At 51.4% G+C, this 22,592-nt stretch carries 24 protein-coding genes and 1 pseudogene; 8 read left to right on the forward strand and 17 right to left on the reverse strand.

Features of this window, described 5'->3' with window-relative positions:
• The 9 genes from AACS05_RS21645 to fkpA all read right to left on the reverse strand — a co-directional run.
• On the reverse strand, positions 1-145 hold a 145-nt coding region (locus AACS05_RS21645; RefSeq protein WP_072112497.1), incomplete at its 3' end, for a GTP-binding protein.
• Between the two features lie 69 nt (positions 146-214).
• Positions 215-2,329, reverse strand: a complete 2,115-nt coding sequence (fusA, locus tag AACS05_RS21650) for an elongation factor G (protein WP_045448338.1) — start codon at positions 2,327-2,329, stop codon at positions 215-217.
• A gap of 96 nt (positions 2,330-2,425) precedes the next feature.
• The gene (gene rpsG / locus AACS05_RS21655) at positions 2,426-2,896 is read right to left on the reverse strand and encodes a 30S ribosomal protein S7 (protein WP_003023657.1); all 471 of its coding nucleotides are present in this window, start codon (positions 2,894-2,896) and stop codon (positions 2,426-2,428) included.
• A gap of 95 nt (positions 2,897-2,991) precedes the next feature.
• On the reverse strand, positions 2,992-3,366 hold the full coding sequence (gene rpsL, locus AACS05_RS21660) for a 30S ribosomal protein S12 (protein ID WP_003023654.1): 375 nt from the start codon (positions 3,364-3,366) through the stop codon (positions 2,992-2,994).
• 125 nt (positions 3,367-3,491) lie between these two features.
• Positions 3,492-3,779, reverse strand: a complete 288-nt coding sequence (tusB, locus tag AACS05_RS21665) for a sulfurtransferase complex subunit TusB (RefSeq protein ID WP_045448350.1) — start codon at positions 3,777-3,779, stop codon at positions 3,492-3,494.
• A gap of 7 nt (positions 3,780-3,786) precedes the next feature.
• Entirely contained in the window at positions 3,787-4,146 is a 360-nt protein-coding gene (gene tusC / locus AACS05_RS21670; RefSeq protein WP_045448351.1) for a sulfurtransferase complex subunit TusC, read from the reverse strand.
• The gene (gene tusD, locus AACS05_RS21675; RefSeq protein WP_045448353.1) at positions 4,146-4,532 is read right to left on the reverse strand and encodes a sulfurtransferase complex subunit TusD; all 387 of its coding nucleotides are present in this window, start codon (positions 4,530-4,532) and stop codon (positions 4,146-4,148) included. The genes tusC and tusD overlap by 1 nt, the downstream gene beginning before the upstream one ends.
• Positions 4,532-5,254: a helix-turn-helix transcriptional regulator gene (locus AACS05_RS21680; protein ID WP_003023643.1), complete on the reverse strand. Its 723-nt coding sequence runs from the start codon at positions 5,252-5,254 to the stop codon at positions 4,532-4,534. Before AACS05_RS21680 ends, tusD begins: the two co-directional genes overlap by 1 nt.
• A 165-nt stretch (positions 5,255-5,419) precedes the next feature.
• Positions 5,420-6,238: an FKBP-type peptidyl-prolyl cis-trans isomerase gene (gene fkpA / locus AACS05_RS21685; protein WP_045448355.1), complete on the reverse strand. Its 819-nt coding sequence runs from the start codon at positions 6,236-6,238 to the stop codon at positions 5,420-5,422.
• A gap of 231 nt (positions 6,239-6,469) precedes the next feature.
• On the opposite strand from fkpA, the gene AACS05_RS21690 reads away from it, so the two are divergent.
• Positions 6,470-6,688: a protein SlyX gene (locus AACS05_RS21690; RefSeq protein ID WP_003023639.1), complete on the forward strand. Its 219-nt coding sequence runs from the start codon at positions 6,470-6,472 to the stop codon at positions 6,686-6,688.
• Between the two features lie 134 nt (positions 6,689-6,822).
• Here AACS05_RS21690 and slyD read toward each other — a convergent pair whose 3' ends face one another.
• The 4 genes from slyD to kefG form a co-directional block, all read right to left on the reverse strand.
• Entirely contained in the window at positions 6,823-7,419 is a 597-nt protein-coding gene (gene slyD / locus AACS05_RS21695; RefSeq protein ID WP_045448357.1) for a peptidylprolyl isomerase, read from the reverse strand.
• A 94-nt stretch (positions 7,420-7,513) separates the two neighbouring features.
• Positions 7,514-7,714 carry a YheV family putative zinc ribbon protein gene (locus AACS05_RS21700; RefSeq protein ID WP_005121675.1) on the reverse strand — a complete coding sequence of 67 codons (201 nt, stop codon included), beginning with the start codon at positions 7,712-7,714 and terminating at the stop codon, positions 7,514-7,516.
• Positions 7,715-7,723: 9 nt separating this feature from the next.
• Positions 7,724-9,529 (reverse strand): glutathione-regulated potassium-efflux system protein KefB, encoded by a 1,806-nt coding sequence (gene kefB, locus AACS05_RS21705; protein ID WP_045448360.1) that lies wholly within the window; start codon positions 9,527-9,529, stop codon positions 7,724-7,726.
• A complete protein-coding gene (gene kefG, locus AACS05_RS21710) occupies positions 9,529-10,080 on the reverse strand; it encodes a glutathione-regulated potassium-efflux system ancillary protein KefG (protein ID WP_045449809.1) in 552 nt (183 codons plus the stop codon). The genes kefB and kefG overlap by 1 nt, the downstream gene beginning before the upstream one ends.
• A gap of 132 nt (positions 10,081-10,212) precedes the next feature.
• On the opposite strand from kefG, the gene AACS05_RS21715 reads away from it, so the two are divergent.
• Complete coding sequence (locus tag AACS05_RS21715; RefSeq protein WP_045448362.1) at positions 10,213-12,114, forward strand: ABC transporter ATP-binding protein; 1,902 nt, start codon at positions 10,213-10,215, stop codon at positions 12,112-12,114.
• A gap of 70 nt (positions 12,115-12,184) precedes the next feature.
• Here AACS05_RS21715 and AACS05_RS21720 read toward each other — a convergent pair whose 3' ends face one another.
• Positions 12,185-13,675 (reverse strand): nicotinate phosphoribosyltransferase, encoded by a 1,491-nt coding sequence (locus AACS05_RS21720; protein ID WP_045448364.1) that lies wholly within the window; start codon positions 13,673-13,675, stop codon positions 12,185-12,187.
• A gap of 14 nt (positions 13,676-13,689) precedes the next feature.
• Positions 13,690-14,550, reverse strand: coding sequence for a ribose-phosphate diphosphokinase (prs, locus tag AACS05_RS21725; RefSeq protein WP_045448366.1), 861 nt, complete (start codon positions 14,548-14,550; stop codon positions 13,690-13,692).
• A 189-nt stretch (positions 14,551-14,739) separates the two neighbouring features.
• Between prs and AACS05_RS21730 the strand changes: the two genes are divergently transcribed.
• The 4 genes and pseudogenes from AACS05_RS21730 to AACS05_RS21745 all read left to right on the forward strand — a co-directional run bounded on the left by AACS05_RS21730 (position 14,740) and on the right by AACS05_RS21745 (position 17,702).
• Positions 14,740-15,459 carry an NUDIX hydrolase gene (locus tag AACS05_RS21730; protein WP_045449811.1) on the forward strand — a complete coding sequence of 240 codons (720 nt, stop codon included), beginning with the start codon at positions 14,740-14,742 and terminating at the stop codon, positions 15,457-15,459.
• 35 nt (positions 15,460-15,494) lie between these two features.
• Positions 15,495-16,563 (forward strand): annotated as a pseudogene (locus AACS05_RS21735) (hydrolase).
• Positions 16,560-16,778 carry a YheU family protein gene (locus tag AACS05_RS21740; protein WP_045448370.1) on the forward strand — a complete coding sequence of 73 codons (219 nt, stop codon included), beginning with the start codon at positions 16,560-16,562 and terminating at the stop codon, positions 16,776-16,778. The pseudogene AACS05_RS21735 and the gene AACS05_RS21740 overlap by 4 nt, the downstream one beginning before the upstream one ends.
• A 54-nt stretch (positions 16,779-16,832) precedes the next feature.
• The gene (locus AACS05_RS21745; protein ID WP_045448372.1) at positions 16,833-17,702 is read left to right on the forward strand and encodes a phosphoribulokinase; all 870 of its coding nucleotides are present in this window, start codon (positions 16,833-16,835) and stop codon (positions 17,700-17,702) included.
• An 87-nt stretch (positions 17,703-17,789) separates the two neighbouring features.
• Here AACS05_RS21745 and AACS05_RS21750 read toward each other — a convergent pair whose 3' ends face one another.
• Positions 17,790-18,197, reverse strand: coding sequence for an OsmC family protein (locus AACS05_RS21750; RefSeq protein ID WP_045448374.1), 408 nt, complete (start codon positions 18,195-18,197; stop codon positions 17,790-17,792).
• Positions 18,198-18,506: 309 nt separating this feature from the next.
• Here AACS05_RS21750 and crp point away from each other — a divergent pair, with 309 nt between their 5' ends.
• Both crp and AACS05_RS21760 read left to right on the forward strand, forming a co-directional pair.
• Positions 18,507-19,139 (forward strand): cAMP-activated global transcriptional regulator CRP, encoded by a 633-nt coding sequence (crp, locus tag AACS05_RS21755; protein ID WP_000242758.1) that lies wholly within the window; start codon positions 18,507-18,509, stop codon positions 19,137-19,139.
• A 51-nt stretch (positions 19,140-19,190) separates the two neighbouring features.
• Positions 19,191-21,278 (forward strand): YccS/YhfK family putative transporter, encoded by a 2,088-nt coding sequence (locus tag AACS05_RS21760; protein WP_045448377.1) that lies wholly within the window; start codon positions 19,191-19,193, stop codon positions 21,276-21,278.
• A 43-nt stretch (positions 21,279-21,321) separates the two neighbouring features.
• Here AACS05_RS21760 and argD read toward each other — a convergent pair whose 3' ends face one another.
• Positions 21,322-22,539 carry a bifunctional acetylornithine/succinyldiaminopimelate transaminase gene (argD, locus tag AACS05_RS21765; RefSeq protein WP_045448379.1) on the reverse strand — a complete coding sequence of 406 codons (1,218 nt, stop codon included), beginning with the start codon at positions 22,537-22,539 and terminating at the stop codon, positions 21,322-21,324.
• Positions 22,540-22,592 lie beyond the last annotated feature (53 nt).

Below are 22,592 nucleotides of genomic sequence, written 5' to 3' on the forward strand. Positions count from 1 at the left end.
GGTCGAAAGCACGAGCAGCACCGCCGTAGGTTTTAGCCAGAACGGTGGTGATTGCAGCGGTCAGGGTAGTTTTACCGTGGTCAACGTGGCCGATGGTGCCGACGTTAACGTGCGGTTTTGTACGTTCAAATTTTTCTTTAGACACGGCTATATTCCTTACTATAGTGCTCTCCCCTTTGGAGAGAGCACGGGACTTAGGTTTTAATCCTGTGGCTTATTTACCACGGGCTTCAATAACGGCCTGAGCAACGTTGTTCGGCGCATCGTCGTACTTCAGGAACTCCATGGAGTAAGAAGCACGGCCTTTGGTCAGAGAACGCAGCTGGGTTGCATATCCGAACATTTCAGACAGCGGAACTTCAGCGTGGATCACAACGCCAGTGACGTTGGATTCCTGACCACGAAGCATACCACGACGGCGGCTCAAGTCACCGATAACGTCACCGGTGTTCTCTTCCGGAGTCTCTACTTCAACCTTCATGATAGGCTCAAGCAGAACTGGTTTCGCTTTCTTAAAGCCATCTTTAAAGGCGATAGAAGCGGCCAGTTTAAACGCCAGCTCAGAGGAGTCAACGTCATGGTAAGAACCGAAGTGCAGACGCACGCCCAGATCAACAACCGGGTAACCAGCCAGCGGGCCAGATTTCAGCTGTTCCTGGATGCCTTTATCAACGGCCGGGATGTATTCGCCAGGAATTACACCACCTTTGATGTCGTTGATGAATTCGTAGCCTTTCGGGTTTGAACCCGGCTCCAGCGGGTACATGTCGATAACAACATGACCATACTGACCGCGACCACCAGACTGCTTAGCGTGTTTACCTTCGATATCGGTAACTTTCGCGCGAATCGCTTCACGGTAAGCAACCTGAGGTTTACCGACGTTCGCTTCAACGTTGAATTCACGCTTCATGCGGTCAACGATGATGTCGAGGTGCAGCTCACCCATACCGGCGATAATAGTCTGGTTAGATTCTTCGTCAGTCCATACGCGGAATGACGGGTCTTCTTTAGCCAGACGGCCCAGAGCCAGACCCATTTTTTCCTGGTCAGCTTTGGTTTTCGGTTCTACCGCGATGGAAATTACCGGTTCAGGGAATTCCATACGCTCCAGAATGATCGGAGAATCTGGATCACACAGGGTATCACCAGTGGTCACGTCTTTCAGACCGATCGCAGCAGCGATGTCGCCCGCGCGAACTTCTTTGATCTCTTCACGTTTGTTGGCGTGCATCTGAACGATACGGCCAAAACGCTCACGTGCAGATTTCACGGAGTTCAGGATGGTATCACCGGAGTTAACCACACCAGAGTACACGCGGAAGAAGGTCAGGTTACCCACGAACGGGTCGGTAGCGATTTTGAATGCCAGAGCAGCAAACGGCTCTTCATCGCTAGCGTGACGTTCAGCCGGAGTATCTTTACCGTCGTCCAGAATACCGTTGATCGCAGGTACATCAGTCGGGGATGGCAGGTAATCAATTACCGCATCCAGCATCGCCTGAACACCTTTGTTCTTAAACGCAGAACCACAGGTTACCAGGATGATTTCGTTGTTCAGAACGCGCTGACGCAGAGCTTTCTTGATCTCTTCTTCAGTCAGTTCTTCACCACCCAGGTATTTCTCCATCAGCTCTTCTGAAGCTTCCGCGGCGGACTCGATCAGGTTCTGGTGCCATTCTTCAGCCAGTTCCTGCATGTCAGCCGGGATATCTTCATAAGTGAAGGTTACGCCTGCATCTTCTTCGTTCCAGTTGATGGCTTTCATTTTCACCAGGTCAACAACACCAGTGAAGTTTTCTTCAGCACCAATTGCCAGCTGCAGCGGAACAGGGTTCGCGCCCAGACGGGTTTTGATCTGACCAACAACTTTCAGGAAGTTCGCGCCCATACGGTCCATTTTGTTAACGAACGCAATGCGCGGAACTTTATATTTGTTAGCCTGACGCCATACGGTTTCAGACTGCGGCTGAACACCACCAACTGCGCAGTAAACCATTACTGCACCATCAAGCACACGCATGGAACGTTCTACTTCGATAGTGAAGTCAACGTGCCCCGGGGTGTCGATGATGTTTACGCGATGCGGTTCATACTGCTTAGCCATACCAGACCAGAATGCAGTAGTCGCTGCGGAGGTGATAGTAATACCACGCTCCTGCTCCTGTTCCATCCAGTCCATGGTGGCTGCGCCGTCATGAACTTCACCGATTTTATGGTTTACACCGGTGTAGAACAGAATACGTTCGGTAGTAGTGGTTTTACCGGCGTCGATGTGCGCACTGATACCGATGTTACGGTAGCGCGCGATGGGTGTTGTACGAGCCATTTGATTCCTCGTTTATCTTTTAGGCGTTCAATTTAAGTAGCCCAAAGCGGGCTGCTTACAAGAAGCGCCCGCCTGGTGACTAATACTCCGAAGGGATTACCAACGGTAGTGTGCGAACGCCTTGTTGGCTTCTGCCATACGGTGAACGTCTTCACGTTTCTTAACTGCAGTACCTTTGTTTTCTGCAGCATCAGAAAGTTCGTTCGCCAGGCGCAGAGCCATGGATTTATCACCGCGTTTACGAGCAGCTTCAACGATCCAACGCATTGCCAGGGCATTACGACGGACCGGACGGACTTCAACTGGTACCTGATAAGTAGAACCACCAACGCGGCGAGACTTAACTTCGACAGTCGGGCGCACGTTTTCGAGAGCTACTTCGAAAGCTTCCAGTTCATTTTTACCAGAACGCTGAGCCAGGGTCTCCAGCGCGCTGTATACGATTGTTTCGGCAGTAGATTTTTTACCATCTACCATCAGGATATTTACAAATTTAGCCAGCAGTTCTGATCCGAACTTCGGATCCGGCAGAATTTTACGCTGACCAATGACGCGACGACGTGGCATGGAAATACTCCGTTGTTAATTCAGGATTGTCCAAAACTCTAAGAGTTTAGTTTGACATTAATATAAAACGTTTGGCCTTACTTAACGGAGAACCATTAAGCCTTAGGACGTTTCACGCCATACTTGGAACGTGATTGCTTACGGTCTTTAACGCCGGAGCAGTCAAGCGCACCACGAACGGTGTGGTAACGAACACCCGGAAGGTCTTTTACACGACCGCCACGGATCAGGATCACGGAGTGCTCCTGCAGGTTGTGACCTTCACCACCGATGTAGGAAGTCACTTCAAAACCGTTAGTCAAACGAACACGGCAAACTTTACGCAGTGCGGAGTTCGGTTTTTTAGGAGTGGTAGTATATACACGAGTACATACGCCACGTTTCTGCGGGCATGCTTCCAGCGCAGGCACGTTGCTCTTTGCAACTTTGCGTGCGCGTGGTTTGCGTACCAGCTGGTTAACTGTTGCCATTAAATAGCTCCTGGTTTTAGCTTTTGCTTCGTAAACACGTAATAAAACGACCTCATACAATATGAGGACGCAGAATTTTAGGTCGGTGTCGAAAAGGTGTCAAGAAATATACAACGATCCCACAATTACCAGGCCATCTGGTTGGGATGCTTCACCGTAAGTCTGACGAAGTCAGTATAGCCAACCCTGACGACACTGTCTGAAATTTGACCATCTAACCCGCGAGCTTTAATGTCTTCTTCCAGTACATAGACCTTAATGGAGGCATTCTGCAGACTTTCAAGGAAGCGGGTACCATCTATTGCCGCCGTCACGCCATCCTGGAGCAATAAAAGCTCATCGTCTTCACCAACAAGACGAAGAAGAGAGGAGAAATCAGTAAGCCACGCGGAGCGATGTAAAGTATGCAGCATGAGAATGTCAAAACCTCAAAATAACATCATAGTTGCCAAGCTCACGGCGCAAATCATGGGGTTCAAGAACCGTCGCATCGACCACAAAACTGGCCCCCTGATCAAGCCCTCGCTCACGCAGGGAGGCGGCGCAAAGCCAGCATTGCTCTATATCGTACAGCCCCAGCAGTTTAAAAGTCGCGATATAATCACGGGCGAGGATAGCATCCGGTTTTTGTCCTTGCAGGATCTGGAAGACGCCATCACCAATAAAAAATACACCAAGGTCTTCCGTTAATGCTGAAGTCGCCAGTAATGCATCAAGACCTTCGCGGCCAGATGCACTGCCGTGCGGCACAGTGGAAAAAACAAAAGCAACACGTTTCATTAAAACTGTACCACGCGATCGCACGTCAGGGATGCCTCGGCCAGCGAGCCAAGCCCACTGAGGTTAAAACCTGATTGTAAGTTCGAACTTGTCAGCCCAAGCCTCTTCGCTTCGGTCTCATCAACAACGCCACGACGCAACGCCGCCGCCACACAAATATTAAGCTCTACACCAAATTGTTGATTGATTTGCTGCCAGCCTCGCACCAAATCAAATTCATCACTGGCGGGTGATGTCAGAAGGTTAGCGTTATATACCCCCTCCTGATAAAAAAAGACACGGCTTAACTCATGCCCTTCCTCAAGCAACGCATGTGCAAATTGCAGCGCGCTGCTCGCCTGCTGTGTGCCATAGGCAGGTCCTGTCACCATGATGGCAAAACGCATTACTTGTCTTGCCCCTGGAAATCACCACTTTTGAACTGGCGAATATAGAGGTAAACAGTATGTTTGGAGATGTTCAGACGGTCAGCGACCTGATTAATAGCATCTTTGATATCGAAGATGCCTTTCTCATACAGATTCAGGACGATCTGACGATTCTTCGCATTGTTAGATACGTTACGATCGGCATTCACTTCTTCAATCGTGAATTCCAGCGTCTGTGTCACCAGATCTTCCACTGATGAAGCAAAGTTTACGGCTGAGCCCACTTCCGGGGTTTCCGGCGGAATAAAGGTATTCATTATTTGCGAGAAAGGTACATCAAGATTCATATTGATGCACAGCAGACCAATTACGCGATGCTCACGGTTGCGAATGGCAATCGTCACCGACTTCATCAAGACACCGCTTTTCGCACGTGTGAAATAACATTTCGACACGCTGCTATCCGCACCCGTCATATCATGCAGCATACGCAACGCAAGATCGGTAATCGGTGAGCCGATTTTTCGGCCCGTGTGTTCACCGTTGGCGATGCGAATAGCCGAGCATTTCAAATCCTGCAAAGAGTGCAATACGATTTCACAATGGGAACCAATGAGCATCGCCAACCCGTCCACTACCGCTTCGTAGGATTTAAGGATATCGAAGTCGGTTTGATCGAAAGGACGTTGATCCAGCAAATCTAGCTCACTGGTTTCGTTGGTTAAAAGCGACCTGGACATGAAAAAAAGCACTCCTTTTCAGGAGCCTGTCGTTATGTTGTCAGGGCAGGCTCATCACTATTAGGGGCATCTAAAGTAATACAGCGCACAAGGCGCTTTCCAGTATTAATTATATCCTGTCGATAATAAAAAACCGCCGCCCTGTGGGCGGCGGTTTTTGGTACCTTATTTTTTGCTGGCATCTGCAGCTTTATCTGCCGGTGCAGCGTCTGCCTTCGCATCCGCTTTCGGCGCCGGTTTGATATCTAACAGCTCAACATCAAAGACCAGCGTGGAGTTTGCCGGAATACCCGGAACGCCGGTTTTGCCATAAGCCAGATCCGGTGGAATAACCAGCTGAATTTTACCGCCTTTCTTGATGTTTTTCAGGCCTTCTGTCCAGCCCGGGATAACACCGTCAAGACGGAAAGAGAGTGGCTCGCCACGGGTGTAAGAGTTATCAAACTCTTTACCATCAATCAGCGTACCTTTGTAGTTCACAACCACGGTATCGCTGTCTTTCGGTGCTTCACCTGTACCGGCTTTCTCTACTTTGTAGACCAGACCAGTAGAAGAGGTTTTAACACCTTTCTCTTTGGCAAACTTCTCACGGTACGCTTTACCCTTGGCTTCATTATCAGCCGCGTCTTTTTCCATTTTCGCCTGGGCGGAAGTCTTCACGCGCGCTTCAAACGCCTGCAGAGTTTGTTCGATTTCCTGGTCAGACAATTTGCTCTTGTCCGCAAACGCATCCTGAACGCCAGCGATCAGCTGATCTTTATCCAGTTTGATGCCCAGTTTCTCCTGCTCTTTCAGGGAGTTTTCCATGTAACGCCCCAGGGATGCGCCCAGCGCGTAAGCCGCTTTCTGGTCGTCATTCTTGAATGCTGCTTTGCTGTCAGCGGTAGCGGCTGGTTTCGCAGTATCAGCAGCGAAGGTGATCGGGGCATGCAGAGCAACGGCCATTGTGGTCGCCAGCAACGTTACTTTAAACAGTGATTTCATCCATCTCTCCAGGGCCGGGGCATCTCACCCCAGGGTTAGCTAACATAAAAACGTACTATAAAGCGTTGTAGAACAAATCAACATACGGACACGCCCTATTATCACCACATTTCAGACTCTTTTTGTTTAAATTAGTTTCGTCACACGGGAATGAGTGCTGTGCAAACAGGCAAAGTTGAGTAGAATTCGCCGCAGTCCGCGATCTGCCGGAAATAACAGAAGAGGTGAATCATGCAGGATACAACGATGGAAACTCGGCTGGCTGAACTGGAGAGTCGCCTGGCATTTCAGGAAATAACCATTGAAGAGCTTAATGTGACGGTAACTGCTCACGAACTGGAAATGGCCAAACTGCGCGATCATCTGCGTCTACTGACGGAGAAGCTCAAAGCAACTCAGCCGTCCCATATTGCGTCGCAGTCCGAAGAGACACCGCCGCCGCATTATTGAGACAATAAAAAAGCGGGAATTCCCGCTTTTTTTGTGCCGGATAGCGACGTAAACATCTTATCCGGCCTACTCATATATACCCAAAGGATTTCAAATCACAGCCAATACCGCTGTGGGCTGAAAGATGAAGGGTATTAGTGGCAACCGCAGCCGCCATTACCTTTACCGCCACCGCCGCAGCAACCTTCGCCGCCGTGCTCGTGCCCATGGTCGTGGCCATGACCGCCGCAGCAACCGTCGTGGTCGTGATCGTGGTCATGACCGTGCGCACCGTGAACGTGACCGTGAGCCAGTTCTTCTTCGGTTGCTTCGCGGATCGCAACAACTTCCACGTTGAATTTCAGGTTCTGGCCAGCCAGCATGTGGTTACCGTCAACCACTACGTGGTCGTCTTCCACTTCGGTAATTTCTACCGGTACAGGTCCCTGGTCGGTTTCAGCCAGGAAGCGCATGCCAACCTGCAGTTCATCAACGCCCATAAATACATCTTTAGGAACGCGCTGCACCAGGTTTTCGTCATACTGACCATAAGCGTCGTTTGCGCCTACAGCAACATCGAATTTATCGCCAACTTCATGACCGTCCAGCGCTGTTTCCAGACCAGAGATCAGGGAACCGTGACCATGCAGGTAGTCCAGCGGTGCACTCACCGGAGACTCATCAACCAACACACCGTCTTCTGTACGTACCTGATAGGCCAGGCTGACCACCAGGTCCTTTGCTACTTTCATGATATCTCCTGAGCATGGAAAGAATAGTGGCGCAGATTGTAGCGGAATTCTGCACCCGTGTACCCTCTAGCTTAAAAAAAGCTGCGCCATATCGCTAGTCCGGATGAAAAATCCCTATCACTTGTTCTTCTTTGCGAACGTGCTCGCGTGCTTCTTTATCGGCTTCCCGCATCTGATGGCCACACTTAACACACTCAACAATATCGATATTATTTTCGCGCCACATCGCCAGCGAGTCCTGCGCCTGGCAGGACGGACATTTTGCACCTGCAATAAAACGTTTACGAATTGCCATGGTTATCCCCTACTCAAATTCATCCCAGCCATCCAGCTGTCGTCGCTCTTGCTGCATCTCTCGATGGAAAATTTCCTCCAGTTCGCGCCGGGCTTCTCTGGCACGAGAGATTTGTACCGTATCGGTATGTATCGGGATCAACTCCCGTAGCATACGCATGTCCAGCCGCCGGAAATGCAGCTGAGCACGTTGGGCCTGATGCGGATGCATACCCAATGAAACCAGAGTTTTACGTCCCAATTCCAGCGCACTCGAAAAGGTTTCGCGGGAAAACTGCGTTACACCAGCTTGTAATAACTCATGTGCTTCCACGCGTCCGCGCGCTCGCGCAAGAATATGCAAATGCGGAAAATGCTGCTGACACAGTTCCACCAGCTTCATCGTATCTTCAGGCTCGTTACAGGTGATCACTATCGACTCCGCCGCTTCAGCACCAGCGGAACGTAAAAGTTCTACTTGTGTCGCATCGCCGTAATAAACTTTATAGCCATATTTACGCATCAGATTAACCGCGCTGATATCGCGTTCCAGCACGGTAATACGCATTTTATTCGCCATCAGCAAACGGCCTATTACCTGCCCAAAGCGCCCAAACCCCACCACAATCACCTGCGGTTTATCATCTTCCACCCAAGGTTTTTCATCTTCATCATCCGGGCCGTTAATCTGGCGGGAGAGCCATTTATCAATCAGCTTCATCAACAACGGTGTCGTCATCATCGACAATGTGACGGTCACCAGCAGCAGCGCCATTTGATCGCCCTGAAACAGTCGTTGTGATGATGCCGTTGAAAAAAGGACGAAGGCAAATTCTCCCCCCTGGCTTAACACACCGGCAAACTGCATACGCTCCGAGCTTCTCATCCCATTCAGTCGCGCCAATAGATACAGCACCAGCGTCTTAACAACTACCAGCACAATAACGCTCGCGACCACCCACAGAATGTGGGTATACAGAACGCCAAGATTTAGCGACATCCCCACAGATATGAAGAACAAACCAAGCAACAGACCTTTAAAAGGATCAATTGCCGTTTCCAGCTCATGTCGATATTCGCTTTCCGCCAGCAGCACGCCCGCGATAAAAGTTCCAAGGGCCATCGACAACCCCAATGCATCCATGAATAAAGCAGAACCCAGTACCAGGAGCAGCGTGGCTGCGGTAAATACCTCCCGTACACCGGAATCCGCGATAAAGCGAAAAACGGGACGGAGCAGATAACGCCCACCAATCAACATGCCAGCAAAGGCCAGCACCTTCATTCCTACTTTGATCCAGTCAAAATGTTCGTCAGCAGAACCGGCTAACAGCGGAACCAACGCCAGCGCGGGGATCACCGCCAGATCCTGAAATAGTAATACCGAAAAACCCAGTTGCCCGGATTCGCTGCGGTTCATCCCCTTTTCCCGCATCAGCTGCAGCGCCATCGCCGTTGAGGACATCGCCAACCCGATTCCGCCCACTACTGCCGCCTGCCAGGAGAAATTCGTGAGCATCAGCAGGCCAGCCAGAACCACTGCGCTGAGCATCACTTGAGCTGCGCCGACGCCAAATATTGAGCGTCGCAACTGCCATAGCTTGGAAGGGTTAAGCTCCAGCCCAATAATAAACATCAGAAAAACCACACCCAATTCAGAGAAGTGGAGGATTTCATCCACATCGCTGATGAACCCTAGTCCCCACGGACCAATAGCGATCCCCGCCAGCAAATACCCCAAAACAGGGCCAATGCCCAGCCGCGATGCCAACGGCACCGCAGCTACCGCCGCGAAGAGGAATAACACTCCCGCCAGTAATAAATCAGAACCTTCCATCAGCGGCCTCCCGAAGGAATCGGATTTGCCAGCCAGTCGCCATACGCTTTAGCATGACTGTCCAGCTCCTGCTTTGTCTGCCGCCTGGCCCAGTAAACGATAATAGGGCTCATCCAGTGCATCCGGCACATTCCGGCCGTCAACTCAAAAGGGCGCAGCACATCGCTCATCGGATAGCGGTTCAGCGCATCATAACGGTAAGCACTTTCCGGCTCACCAGTAGTGATGACACTCCGCCAGTACTTTCCCGCCAGTTGATTTCCATCCGGACCGCTGGCGAATCCACGGCTGAGAACACGATCAAGCCATTCCTTTAACAGGGCCGGACAGCTATAGGTGTATAGCGGATGCTGGAAAACAATCACATCATGCTCACGCAGCAGTTCCTGCTCGTGCGGAATATCGATAAAAAAATCGGGATAGTGTGCGTAAAGATCGTGCACGGTAACATTACTGAGCTGCATGGCCGGTTTAAGCAGAACCCGGTTCGCGACCGAGTCCTGAGATTCCGGATGGGCATACAGCAGCAAAACTTTCGCTGGCTGGAACATCATTCCCCTCCCGGTTATGTCTTTTGTCTATTTTCGACGTTTTGGGCTACCATTGCGCCTCGGTGCGGCAAAGCGCCCGCACATTACATTATCATAATGATAAATTAACATAGTCTGAACATACGGCGCCTTATGATTGTTTTCTCCTCGTTACAAATTCGTCGCGGCGTGCGCGTCTTACTGGACAATGCCACGGCCACCATTAATCCAGGGCAGAAGGTTGGTCTGGTCGGTAAAAATGGCTGCGGTAAATCTACCCTGCTGGCATTGCTGAAAAATGAAATCAGCGCCGACGCCGGGGGATTTACGTTCCCTGGTAACTGGCAGCTCGCTTGGGTGAACCAGGAAACACCAGCACTTCCTCAGCCTGCGCTGGAGTACGTGATTGACGGTGACCGCGAATATCGTCAGCTGGAAGCACAGTTGAACGATGCCAACGAACGTAACGATGGAAACGCCATTGCGACCGTACACGGCAAACTGGACGCTATTGATGCATGGACGGTTCGCTCGCGTGCCGCCAGCCTGTTACACGGCCTCGGTTTTTCGAATGAGCAGCTTGAACGTCCGGTCAGCGATTTCTCCGGCGGATGGCGTATGCGCCTCAACCTTGCTCAGGCACTGATTTGTCGTTCAGATCTTCTGCTGCTTGATGAACCGACCAACCACCTCGATCTCGACGCGGTAATCTGGCTGGAACGGTGGCTGAAAAGCTATCAGGGCACGCTGATCCTGATCTCTCATGACCGTGATTTCCTCGATCCGGTGGTAGATAAAATTATTCATATCGAACAACAGACGATGTTCGAGTACACCGGTAACTACAGCGCGTTTGAAATTCAGCGCGCTACGCGTCTCGCACAACAGCAGGCGATGTACGAAAGCCAGCAGGAGCGCGTGGCGCATCTGCAAAGCTATATCGATCGCTTCCGCGCCAAAGCAACTAAAGCAAAGCAGGCACAGAGCCGTATTAAAATGCTGGAACGCATGGAGCTCATCGCTCCGGCTCATGTCGATAACCCGTTCCATTTCAGTTTCCGCGCGCCGGAAAGCCTGCCCAATCCATTGCTGAAAATGGAAAAAGTCAGCGCAGGCTATGGCGATCGCGTCATCCTAGACTCCATCAAACTGAACCTGGTTCCGGGGTCACGTATCGGCCTGTTAGGACGTAACGGTGCGGGTAAATCAACGCTGATTAAACTGCTGGCGGGAGAACTGGCGCCGATCAGTGGTGAAATCGGTCTGGCGAAGGGTATTAAGCTCGGCTATTTCGCTCAGCATCAATTGGAGTTCCTGCGGGCTGATGAATCCCCTATTCAGCATCTGGCACGCATGGCGCCGCAAGAGCTGGAACAGAAACTACGCGATTACCTCGGCGGATTCGGCTTCCAGGGAGATAAAGTTACCGAACAGACCGCACGCTTCTCCGGCGGTGAAAAAGCGCGTCTGGTGCTGGCGCTGATCGTCTGGCAACGCCCGAACCTGTTGCTGCTCGATGAGCCGACTAACCACCTGGATCTCGACATGCGTCAGGCGCTGACCGAAGCATTAATTGATTTCGAAGGCGCACTGGTTGTGGTTTCGCACGACCGTCACCTGATTCGCTCCACTACCGACGACCTCTATCTGGTACACGACAAGAAGGTCGAGCCGTTTGATGGCGATCTGGAAGATTATCAGCAGTGGCTAAGCGACGTACAAAAGCAGGAAAACCAGAGCGACGAACCGGCGAAAGAGAGTGTCAACAGCGCCCAGGCGCGTAAAGACCAGAAGCGCCGCGAAGCAGAGCTGCGAACCCTGACGCAACCACTGCGTAAAGAGATAACCCGTCTGGAAAAAGAGATGGAAAAGCTACACGCACAACTGGCACAGGCGGAAGAGAAGCTTGGCGACAGCGAACTGTACGACCAAAGTCGCAAAGCTGAACTAACGGCATGCCTGCAACAACAGGCGAGCGCAAAATCCGGGCTGGAAGAGTGCGAAATGGCCTGGCTGGACGCGCAGGAACAGCTTGAGCAAATGCTTGCCGAGTAGCCTTGATTGCCGGATAAAGGCGCGAAAGCGTCTTATCCGGCCTAGCGACAGATTAATGGGAGGATGTAAACTAGCGTTGCGTCGCCAGACGCTGGCGAATTTGTTCGAAATGTTCACGATTGAAAAGCTTGCCGTCAAGAAAGCGCGTTTTCAACTCTCCTTCCATCTCCTGCCCCCAGTTTTGTTCATCATGCAGGCATAGCTCACCTTGATCATCACGCGCGACGCGCAGCAGTCCCCGGGCTGAACGTTTCAGACCATTGTCGGTTTTCGGCTCTTTAAAGATCGTCCGTCCTTTACCGTCAACCTCCCCCCATGTTGCTTTCATCGCAAAACCAAATGTATCACGCGTGCTGTACTGGTAAGTGAATGAACCAACCCCAAATACCACATTTGAACTGGCAAATCCTTTTGCTTCCAGGCGACGCAGGATTTCATTCGCCCGCTCAAGGGTAATGGAATCGCCATAGATCAACCCGACATGTGGGTCGAGCACCTTATACCCTTTGGAGTTAATCGTGCCGCCAAAAATTTCCCACAGCACTTCCACTGAGCCTTTCTCCTGCGGGGTACGATCGGCACGAGAATCTTCATCCGCGCCGGTGCCGCACAGAATATCTACCGGATTACCGCTGTCCGGGCGGAATACTACCCGGCCCTCACGCGCCAAAATGATGTGCTTTAGTTCAAGGGTATATTCCGTCAACACCTGCCAGTAGTCCCAGGTATCTGAGACTATCGACACAAATCCCTGCGGGTAGAGATCAGCAATCAGGCGACGAAAAGTTTCAATCTCATGCTCGCGCTCCCCCATACACATTACGCTGTGCTCAGTTGCGGGAATACTGGCGCCGATAAAATATCCTTCGCCGTCAGTGTAATAATCGCGGGCATAGAGCAACGATGGAATGCTGTCAGTACCTTTAAAACTCAGCAAATGCCCGCTTCCTGCCTGCATGGTATCCTGCAAACCAGACATGCCTCGAAATGAAAAATCATGACACTGGAAATCGAGATGTGTCTGATCGCTACAGGTTTTCTCCGCCCAACGTTCGCAGATTTTGCGATAGTGGTGAGCAATAGTAGCGTTAGTTGACGCTTTCCACAGCTCCGCCGACAACACAGTCTCAAGGTAATTCACCAGCCAGAAAAACTCAGGTTTGGTATTGATGATGGTTAATACCGGCACCGCCATCGGAACTTTGCTACCTTCATCCAGCGCCTTGATATGCAGTGGCAAATAACCCAACTGGTGCAGCGCACAAATGTGGTCAACCGCTACAGCATCTTTTCCAAGATAGCTGTCCATTACCTGCTTGTATTCCTTTACCACCTCTTCCTGCGCTCGAGCAAAGAACGCCTCGTTAAACAGGTCGATCAGAAACCACTGCAGAAATCCCTGCAGACCGAAGAACACCAGCTTGCCATCCGGCAGTGGTGACGAAAAAAAGCGATCGCTGCGTGGCGTAAAGTTGGAATAGACCCGGCTGGTTCCTTGCGGATACTGTACGCGGTGAGAAACTTTGTAGCCGTCGATGGCCAGAATAGGGTTCATTTTCATAATAATTATCTCCCTCAGGCGCGGTAAATCGCGTCAATATCGATAAGTTCAAGCTGCGGATGTGCCAGCGCAGATGCAGCTAAAGAGGTTGTGGTGTAGATGGCATCGATTCCGTTGGCGAACAAGTGTTCAACACCCTTAGAAAAGATACCGTGGGTGACATACAGGCTAACGCTGCGGGCTCCGGCATCACGTAAAATCTGAGCTGATCCAATAAAGGTGCCACCGGCATCACACAGGTCGTCAACAATCAGCAGATCTCTGCCCTTAACATTCCCCGCAACCAGTGCAAACCCGGTCAGATTGCCAGTTGCCACATCACGTTTTTTGCTCAGAATGGCATATTCAGAGACACCTACCGCTCTGGCGACAGCATCAATTTTCTTCAACGACCCGGCATCTGGTGCAACCAGCATCAACGTTTTTTGTTGAAACTGGCGCTGCAGGGTCGCGCTTTGTTGCAGACAGGTCTCCTGCGAAATAGCCACAAAGTTATCTATTGCCGCTGCCGCGGCTTCGCTGTGTGGGTCGAGCACTTTTACCTTGTCAAACTTCAGTGTATTGAGCTGACTGGCAAAGACTTTCAGCGCAAAGCTGTCACCCGCGACCATATGTCGGTCCTGGCGCGCCCATGGCAGCCAGGGGAGTTCGAGGTGACTGACCAGTACATCGGTTTGGTGGCGAACCGCTTCCACTAGTTGCGCCACCAGCATAAAGTCGTTCATATCACGCATTGCCATCGCCCGAATGCGCATCAGACGAGCAGAGGATGGCAACGCATCGGTTACTTTCAACCAGGCGGCCCCGTCAGGAAAAATACCGCTGGCAATTGCGTACACCTGCTCATCCAGGGTTAATGTCAATTTTACGCTCATCGCTCTCCCCTTAATTATGTCCCTTAGACACAATTAATAATGTCCTTAAGACACATTTAAAGCAAGCATAATAAGCATTAATTTTCACCATGATGATAATTAACTGATAAGTAACAAGAAAAAACGAAACTTGCCCCCCATGGTTGGGCTGGTACACTTGTGAGCGTTGCAAATCATCGTGAGTACCTTATGACCACCGAAGCTGACTATCTGAATCAGTATGATGCCCGCCGCTTTCCCTCCCCTTTGGTGACAGTGGATAGTGTGTTGTTTACCCTGCATCAACAGGCGCTGTGTGTGTTGCTGGTAGAACGGGCAAACCAGCCACAAAAGGGGTGCTGGGGATTACCCGGTGGCTTCATTGATATGGCCCACGATGATTCCACCCGTGCCACGGCAATGCGTAAACTCACTGAAAAAACAGGTGTTTCTCCTTCCTGGTTGGAACAACTGGATACGTTTTCCGGACCAGATCGTGATCCGCGCGGCTGGAGCCTGACCGTCACCTGGTTCGCCTTGATCGCCTGGGTAGACTGTGAGCCGCACATTGCCAGCGTCAGTGATGCCCGTTGGGTTCCTGTTGATAAACTTGCCGACTATCCACTCGCATTTGACCACCAGAAAATCATTGAGGCGGCCCTGCATCGGCTACGGCAAAAAACGATGTATTCTTTACTGCCCGTTTACTGTTTACCGGATACCTTTACTCATGGTCAGCTCCAGGAAGCCACTGAGGTAATCCTTGGCCAGTCCATTCAGCGTAAAAGTCTGATCCGCCGCTTTGAAGCATCAGGTATGTTTGAAGATACCGGTGAAAGTATGGCGACAGGCACGCGAAAAGCCCGTTTATGGCGGCGTAAACCCGGCGTGGATATCCATCTTTTCTCGCGTAACCTACTGACTGACTAAGCGTAAACTTACATATTGACTAACCCGCAGGCCTTCTGCGCGGTATAGTTGCTCATTCCGTTTATTGATTGCTCTGGTGTTATGGTTGAAATCACTCCTACAGAAATGACCCCATCCGCCGACGATTCACGAGAATTCCGTCCGATGCGCGGGATCCGTAATCGCCATCTACAGACGATGCTACCGCGTTTGATTCGCCGTAAAGTGAAGTTCGACGCCCACTGGCAGCGGCTCGAGTTACCTGATGGCGACTTTGTCGATCTGGCCTGGAGTGAAGATCCACAGCAGGCAAAACATAAACCGCGTCTGGTGGTTTTTCACGGCCTGGAAGGTAGCCTGAATAGTCCATATGCTCATGGACTGATTGAAGCAGCGCAAAAGCGCGGCTGGCTGGGTGTGGTGATGCACTTTCGCGGCTGTAGCGGAGAACCGAATCGCCTGAACCGAATTTATCACTCCGGCGAAACCGAAGACGGCACCTGGTTTTTACACTGGCTGGAACGTGAATACGGCCGCGTACCAACTGCGGCGGTAGGTTATTCGCTCGGCGGCAATATGCTGGCATGCCTGCTGGCAAAAGAAGGGCGAGACATTCCGATAGATGCGGCGGTTATCGTATCCGCACCTTTCGTGCTCGAAGCCTGTAGCTACCATATGGAGAAAGGTTTCTCCCGGGTCTATCAGCGCTATCTGCTCAATCTTTTAAAAGCCAATGCCTCACGTAAACTCGAAGCCTATCCAGGCTCACTGCCGGTCAGTCTGGCGCAACTGAAATCCCTGCGCCGCATTCGCGATTTTGACGATCTCATCACCGCCAAAATCCACGGTTTTGCCGATGCTATAGACTATTATCGTCAGTGTAGTGCCATGCCGTTATTGAATCAGATCGCCAAACCGACGCTGATTATTCATGCCAAAGACGATCCTTTTATGGATCATCATGTGATCCCCAAACCGGAAAACCTGCCATCGCAGGTGGAATATCAGTTAACCGAACACGGCGGACACGTCGGATTTATTGGTGGCACATTGCGCCATCCTGAGATGTGGCTGGAGTCCCGTATCCCAGACTGGCTGACAACATACCTGGAGGCGTCATCATGATGATCCCGTGGCAGGATATCTCCCCGGAAGCACTGGACAACCTGATTGAAAGCTTTGTCTTGCGTGAAGGCACCGATTATGGTGAACATGAACGCTCGCTCGAACAAAAAGTCGCCGACGTCAAACGCCAACTACAATCTGGTGAAGCCGTGCTGGTGTGGTCCGAACTGCATGAAACGGTCAACATTATGCCGAGGAAACAGCTTCACGAGTAATCCGCTGCCGACGGCTGACTATAATAAAAAAACCAACCTATTTATGGAGTTGTTATGTCTGCCAAACATCCGGTGATTGCGGTAACAGGATCCAGCGGCGCGGGGACCACCACCACCAGCCTCGCGTTTCGTAAAATTTTCGCGCAGTTAAATCTGCGTGCTGCCGAGGTGGAAGGTGACAGTTTTCATCGCTATACCCGCCCGGAAATGGACATGGCGATCCGCAAAGCGCGCGATGCCGGACGGCATATCAGCTATTTCGGCCCCGAAGCCAATGACTTCGGCCTGTTAGAACAAACCTTCATTGAGTATGGTCAGGCAGGAAAAGGCCAGTCGCGTAAATATCTGCACACTTACGACGAAGCCGTTCCGTGGAACCAGGTTCCAGGTACGTTTACCCCCTGGCAACCACTACCTGAGCCGACTGACGTTCTGTTCTACGAAGGACTGCACGGCGGTGTCGTCACTCCGCAACAAAATGTGGCGCGACATGTCGACCTGCTGGTTGGCGTTGTGCCAATCGTCAACCTGGAATGGATTCAGAAACTGACCCGTGATACCAGCGAGCGCGGACACTCACGTGAAGCGGTGATGGACTCGGTCGTGCGTTCAATGGACGACTACATCAATTACATCACTCCACAGTTTTCCCGCACGCATATTAACTTCCAGCGTGTGCCAACCGTCGACACCTCCAATCCCTTTGCGGCCAAGAGTATTCCGTCACTGGATGAGAGCTTTGTGGTGATTCATTTCCGCAACCTGGAAGGGATCGATTATCCCTGGTTGCTGGCGATGCTGCAGGGTTCATTCATCTCCCACATCAATACGTTAGTCGTACCGGGTGGCAAGATGGGGCTGGCAATGGAATTGATCATGCTGCCGTTAGTGCAACGACTGATGGAAGGAAAGAGGATCGAGTGAAGTGTTGCCGGATGGCGGCTGATGCCTTATCCGGCCTACGGGTTTACATCATGCAGGCCTGATAAGTATGACGCCATCAGGCGTGCATTACGAAGCAGCAATCACTTCATAGGAATGGGTGATATTCACCGCTTTTTCCAGCATCAACGCCACGGAGCAATATTTCTCAGCCGAAAGATCTACCGCGCGGGACACGGAGGCATCTTTCAGGTCATGGCCGGTGACAATGAAATGCAGATTGATATGGGTAAAAAGACGCGGTGCTTCTTCACGACGTTCAGAGGTGAGTTTCACTTCACAGTTGGTCACATCCTGGCGACCCTTTTGCAGGATCGACACCACATCAATTGCGCTGCAACCACCCGCAGCCATTAACACCATTTCCATCGGGCTCGGCGCTTTATCACCGGAGTTACCGTCCATCAGAATTTGGTGGCCAGAGGCGGACTCACCAAGGAAGGTTAACCCCTCAACCCACTTTACACGCGCTTGCATATTTCGTAACTCCAATGTTTCAATTTTCCTGACAGATTACGCGCACATAACAATTCTCGCAACGGAAGGCGACCTGCGTCATGCTGAAGCGAGACACCAGGAGACACACGGCGAAAGCTATGCTAAAACAGTCGGGATGCTACAGTAATACAATGACGTACTGCATGTATGCAGAGGACATCACATTACAGGCTGCAGTGCACTTTTTAGCAGCCCCCTTCCCAGGTAGCGGGAAGCACATTTTTGCAACCCCAGAGGCAGCGTCGTTTTCTGGCTCTGGAGACAGCTTATAACAGAGGATAACCGCGCATGGTGCTTGGCAAACCGCAAACAGACCCGACTCTCGAATGGTTCTTGTCTCATTGCCATATTCATAAGTACCCATCGAAGAGCACGCTGATTCACCAGGGTGAAAAAGCGGAAACGTTGTATTACATCGTTAAAGGCTCAGTGGCAGTGCTGATCAAAGATGAAGAAGGGAAGGAAATGATCCTCTCTTATCTGAATCAGGGCGATTTTATTGGCGAACTGGGCCTGTTCGAAGAAGGCCAGGAACGTAGCGCCTGGGTACGAGCTAAAACCGCATGTGAAGTCGCTGAAATTTCATACAAAAAATTCCGTCAGTTAATCCAAGTGAACCCGGATATTCTGATGCGTCTGTCTTCCCAGATGGCTCGTCGTCTGCAAGTTACGTCCGAGAAAGTGGGTAACCTTGCCTTCCTCGACGTGACAGGCCGTATCGCCCAGACGCTGTTGAACCTGGCGAAACAACCTGATGCGATGACTCACCCGGACGGCATGCAGATCAAAATCACCCGTCAGGAAATTGGCCAGATCGTGGGTTGCTCCCGTGAAACCGTTGGTCGCATCCTGAAGATGCTGGAAGATCAAAACCTGATCTCCGCGCACGGTAAAACCATCGTCGTTTACGGCACACGTTAATTCCGCCAAAATGGCGCGTTACTCAGTAATGCGCCATTTTTGTTTACACTGATGTGGCGAAGACTGATTTATCACCCCGAGATCAACTACGCACTACGACAGACGCTGGTGCTGTGTTTACCTGTGGGTGTCGGTCTTATCATCGGTCAACTACATCTGGGGCTGCTTTTCTCCCTCGTCCCAGCCTGCTGCAACATTGCCGGTCTTGACACCCCACATAAACGCTTTTTTAAACGCTTAATTATTGGTGCGTCGCTGTTTGCCGGATGCAGTTTGATCATGCAACTACTGCTGGCGCAGACCATACCGTTACCGCTGATCCTCACCGGCCTGACGCTTATTCTCGGCGTAACTGCAGAGTTAAGTCCTCTGCATGCACGATTGTTGCCTGCCTCGCTCATTGCTGCAATTTTCACGCTTAGCCTTGCCGGGAACATGCCCGTCTGGGAGCCACTGTTAATCTATGCGCTGGGTACATTGTGGTACGGTCTGTTCAACTGGTTCTGGTTTTGGCTGTGGCGCGAGCAGCCGCTACGTGAATCACTCAGCCTGCTATACCGCGAACTGGCCGATTACTGTGAGGCTAAATACAGTCTGCTGACCCAGCACATCGATCCTGAAAAAGCGCTGCCTCCGCTGCTGATACGCCAGCAGAAAGCAGTCGATCTCATTACCCAGTGTTATCAGCAGATGCACATGCTGTCGGCACATCACAACAATGAGTACAAACGCCTGCTGCGTGCCTTTCAGGAGGCTCTGGATTTACAGGAGCATATTTCCGTCAGCCTGCATCAACCGGAAGAGGTGCAGAAACTGGTCGAACGCAGCCATGCAGAGCAGGTAATTCGCTGGAATGCGCGAACTGTCGCCGCCCGACTACGAGTGCTGGCAGATGACATTTTGTATCACCGCTTGCCTACGCGATTTTCAATGGAAAAGCAGATTGGCACCCTGGAAAAAATTGCCAGGCAGCATCCGGATAATCCCGTTGGACAGTTCTGCTACTGGCACTTTAGCCGCATTGCCCGCGTGCTGCGTACCCAGCGCCCGCTTTATGCCCGGGATTTGATGGCTGATAAGCAGCGCCGATTGCCGTTGCTCCCTGCTCTGAAAAGCTATTTGTCGTTTAAATCCCCTGCGCTGCGTAATGCGGGGCGTATCAGCGTCATGTTAAGTATCGCCAGCCTGATGGGTAGCGCCTTACATTTGCCAAAACCATACTGGATCCTGATGACGATATTGTTCGTCACGCAAAATGGCTACGGCGCAACCCGGGTGCGTATTCTGCATCGCTCGGCAGGTACTCTCGTTGGGCTTATCATCGCTGGCGTCACATTGCACTTCCATATCCCCGAGGGTTTCACGCTGGCGGCTATGTTGCTTATCACTTTGGTGAGCTACCTGATTATCCGCAAAAACTACGGCTGGGCCACAGTAGGTTTTACTGTCACGGCAGTGTATACCCTGCAACTACTGACGCTGAATGGGGAGCAGTTTATCGTACCGCGCTTTGTCGATACGGTGATGGGCTGTTTGATCGCCTTTGGCGGCACACTCTGGCTGTGGCCGCAATGGCAGAGCGGCCTGCTGCGTAAGAACGCCCACGATGCGCTAGAATCCGATCAGGAAGCCATTCGCCTGATTCTCAGCAACGACCCGCAGGCTACACCGCTGGCATATCAGCGTATGCGGGTTAATCAGGCGCATAACACTCTGTTTAACTCACTGAACCAGGCGATGCAGGAACCAGGGTTTAACTCACACTATCTGGCAGATATGAAACTGTGGGTTACGCACAGCCAGTTTATTGTCGAGCACATTAACGCGATGACCACTCTGGCAAGGGAACATACGATACTGACGCCGGATTTAGCACAGCGGTATCTGGAATCCTGTGAAATTGCTATCCAGCGTTGCCAGCAGCGGTTGGAGTATGACGGGCCGGGAAGTTCCGGCGATGTGAATATTCTCGAGTCTTCGGAAATGCTGTCCCAAGGCCCGTTAAGCACCCTGGAACAGCATCTGCAACGTATACTTGGCCACCTGAACACCATGCACACCATTTCGTCGGTAGCATGGCGTCAAAGGCCGCATCATGGCATCTGGCTTAGCCGCCGGTTGCGAGACATGAAGGGTTAACGCTGTTTTCCTGTAGGCCTGAAAGCAGCGCACTATCGGGTAATCAGGCGACGACCTTCGCTACCGCCTGCGCAAAGCGCTGCATGCCTTCATCAATGTCCGTTTTATCCACCACCAGCGACGGCGCAAAACGCATTACGTCCGGGCCAGCATTCAGCACCATCACCCCTTCGTGCGCTGCAGCGTAAAGGAAATCACGTGCCCGGCCTCTGAACTGTGGCTTCAGTTCCGCACCGATCAACAAGCCCATGCCGCGAATGTCGCTAAAAATGTCATACTGCGCATCAATCTTCTGTAAATGTTGAACAAACGTCTGACGTTTGGCTTGAATACCCTCCAGCACTTCCGGGGTATTGATAATATCGAACGCCGCTCCTGCAACCGCGCAGGCCAAAGGATTACCGCCATAGGTCGAACCGTGAGATCCCACATGAAACGCGGAGGCGATCTCCTGAGTCGTTAGCATAGCACTCACCGGGAATCCGCCGCCGAGGGCTTTGGCGCTGGTCAGGATATCCGGCGTCACACCGAAATGCATATAGGCAAACAGGTCACCTGTACGCCCCATCCCGCACTGCACTTCATCAAATACCAACAGTGCCTGGTGCTGATCGCACAATTCACGCAGGCCTTGCAGAAATTCTGGTGTCGCTGCGGTTACGCCACCTTCCCCCTGAATTGGCTCAACCACCACCGCACAGGTGTGGTCGTCCATCACTGCTTTCACTGCATGCAGATCGTTAAACGGCACATGAATAATGTCCGCCGGTTTTGGACCAAAGCCATCAGAATATTTTGGCTGTCCGCCCACGGAAACGGTAAACAGTGAGCGACCATGAAACGCATTATGGAAGGCGATAATTTTGGTTTTAAAGGGGCTATGGCGTACACAGGCATAGTGACGCGCCAGCTTAAAAGCGGTTTCGTTAGCTTCAGTACCAGAGTTCATGAACAGCACTCGTTCGGCAAAGGTCGCGTCGATGATTTTGCGGCCTAAGCGCAGAGCAGGTTCATTAGTGAAAACGTTGCTGGTATGCCACAACGTTTCGCCCTGGCTTTTCAACGCTTCGACCAGTGCCGGATGACAATGCCCTAATGCGGTAACGGCAATTCCACCCGCGAAATCAACATATTCTTTCCCTTGTTGATCCCAGACTCGACTCCCTTTCCCTTTTACCGGAATAAACTCCGCCGGTGCATAAATCGGCAGAATCACTTCATCGAATGTCGCGCGCGTAATTGCAGTTTGTTCAGTTGCCATGTCATTACCACCCAGTTAAGCAGAAATGTTAGTGAAATTATAATCACAAAATA

The sequence above is a fragment of the Citrobacter sp. S-77 genome, assembly GCF_963864895.1.
Classification (GTDB): Bacteria; Pseudomonadota; Gammaproteobacteria; order Enterobacterales; family Enterobacteriaceae; genus Citrobacter; species Citrobacter murliniae.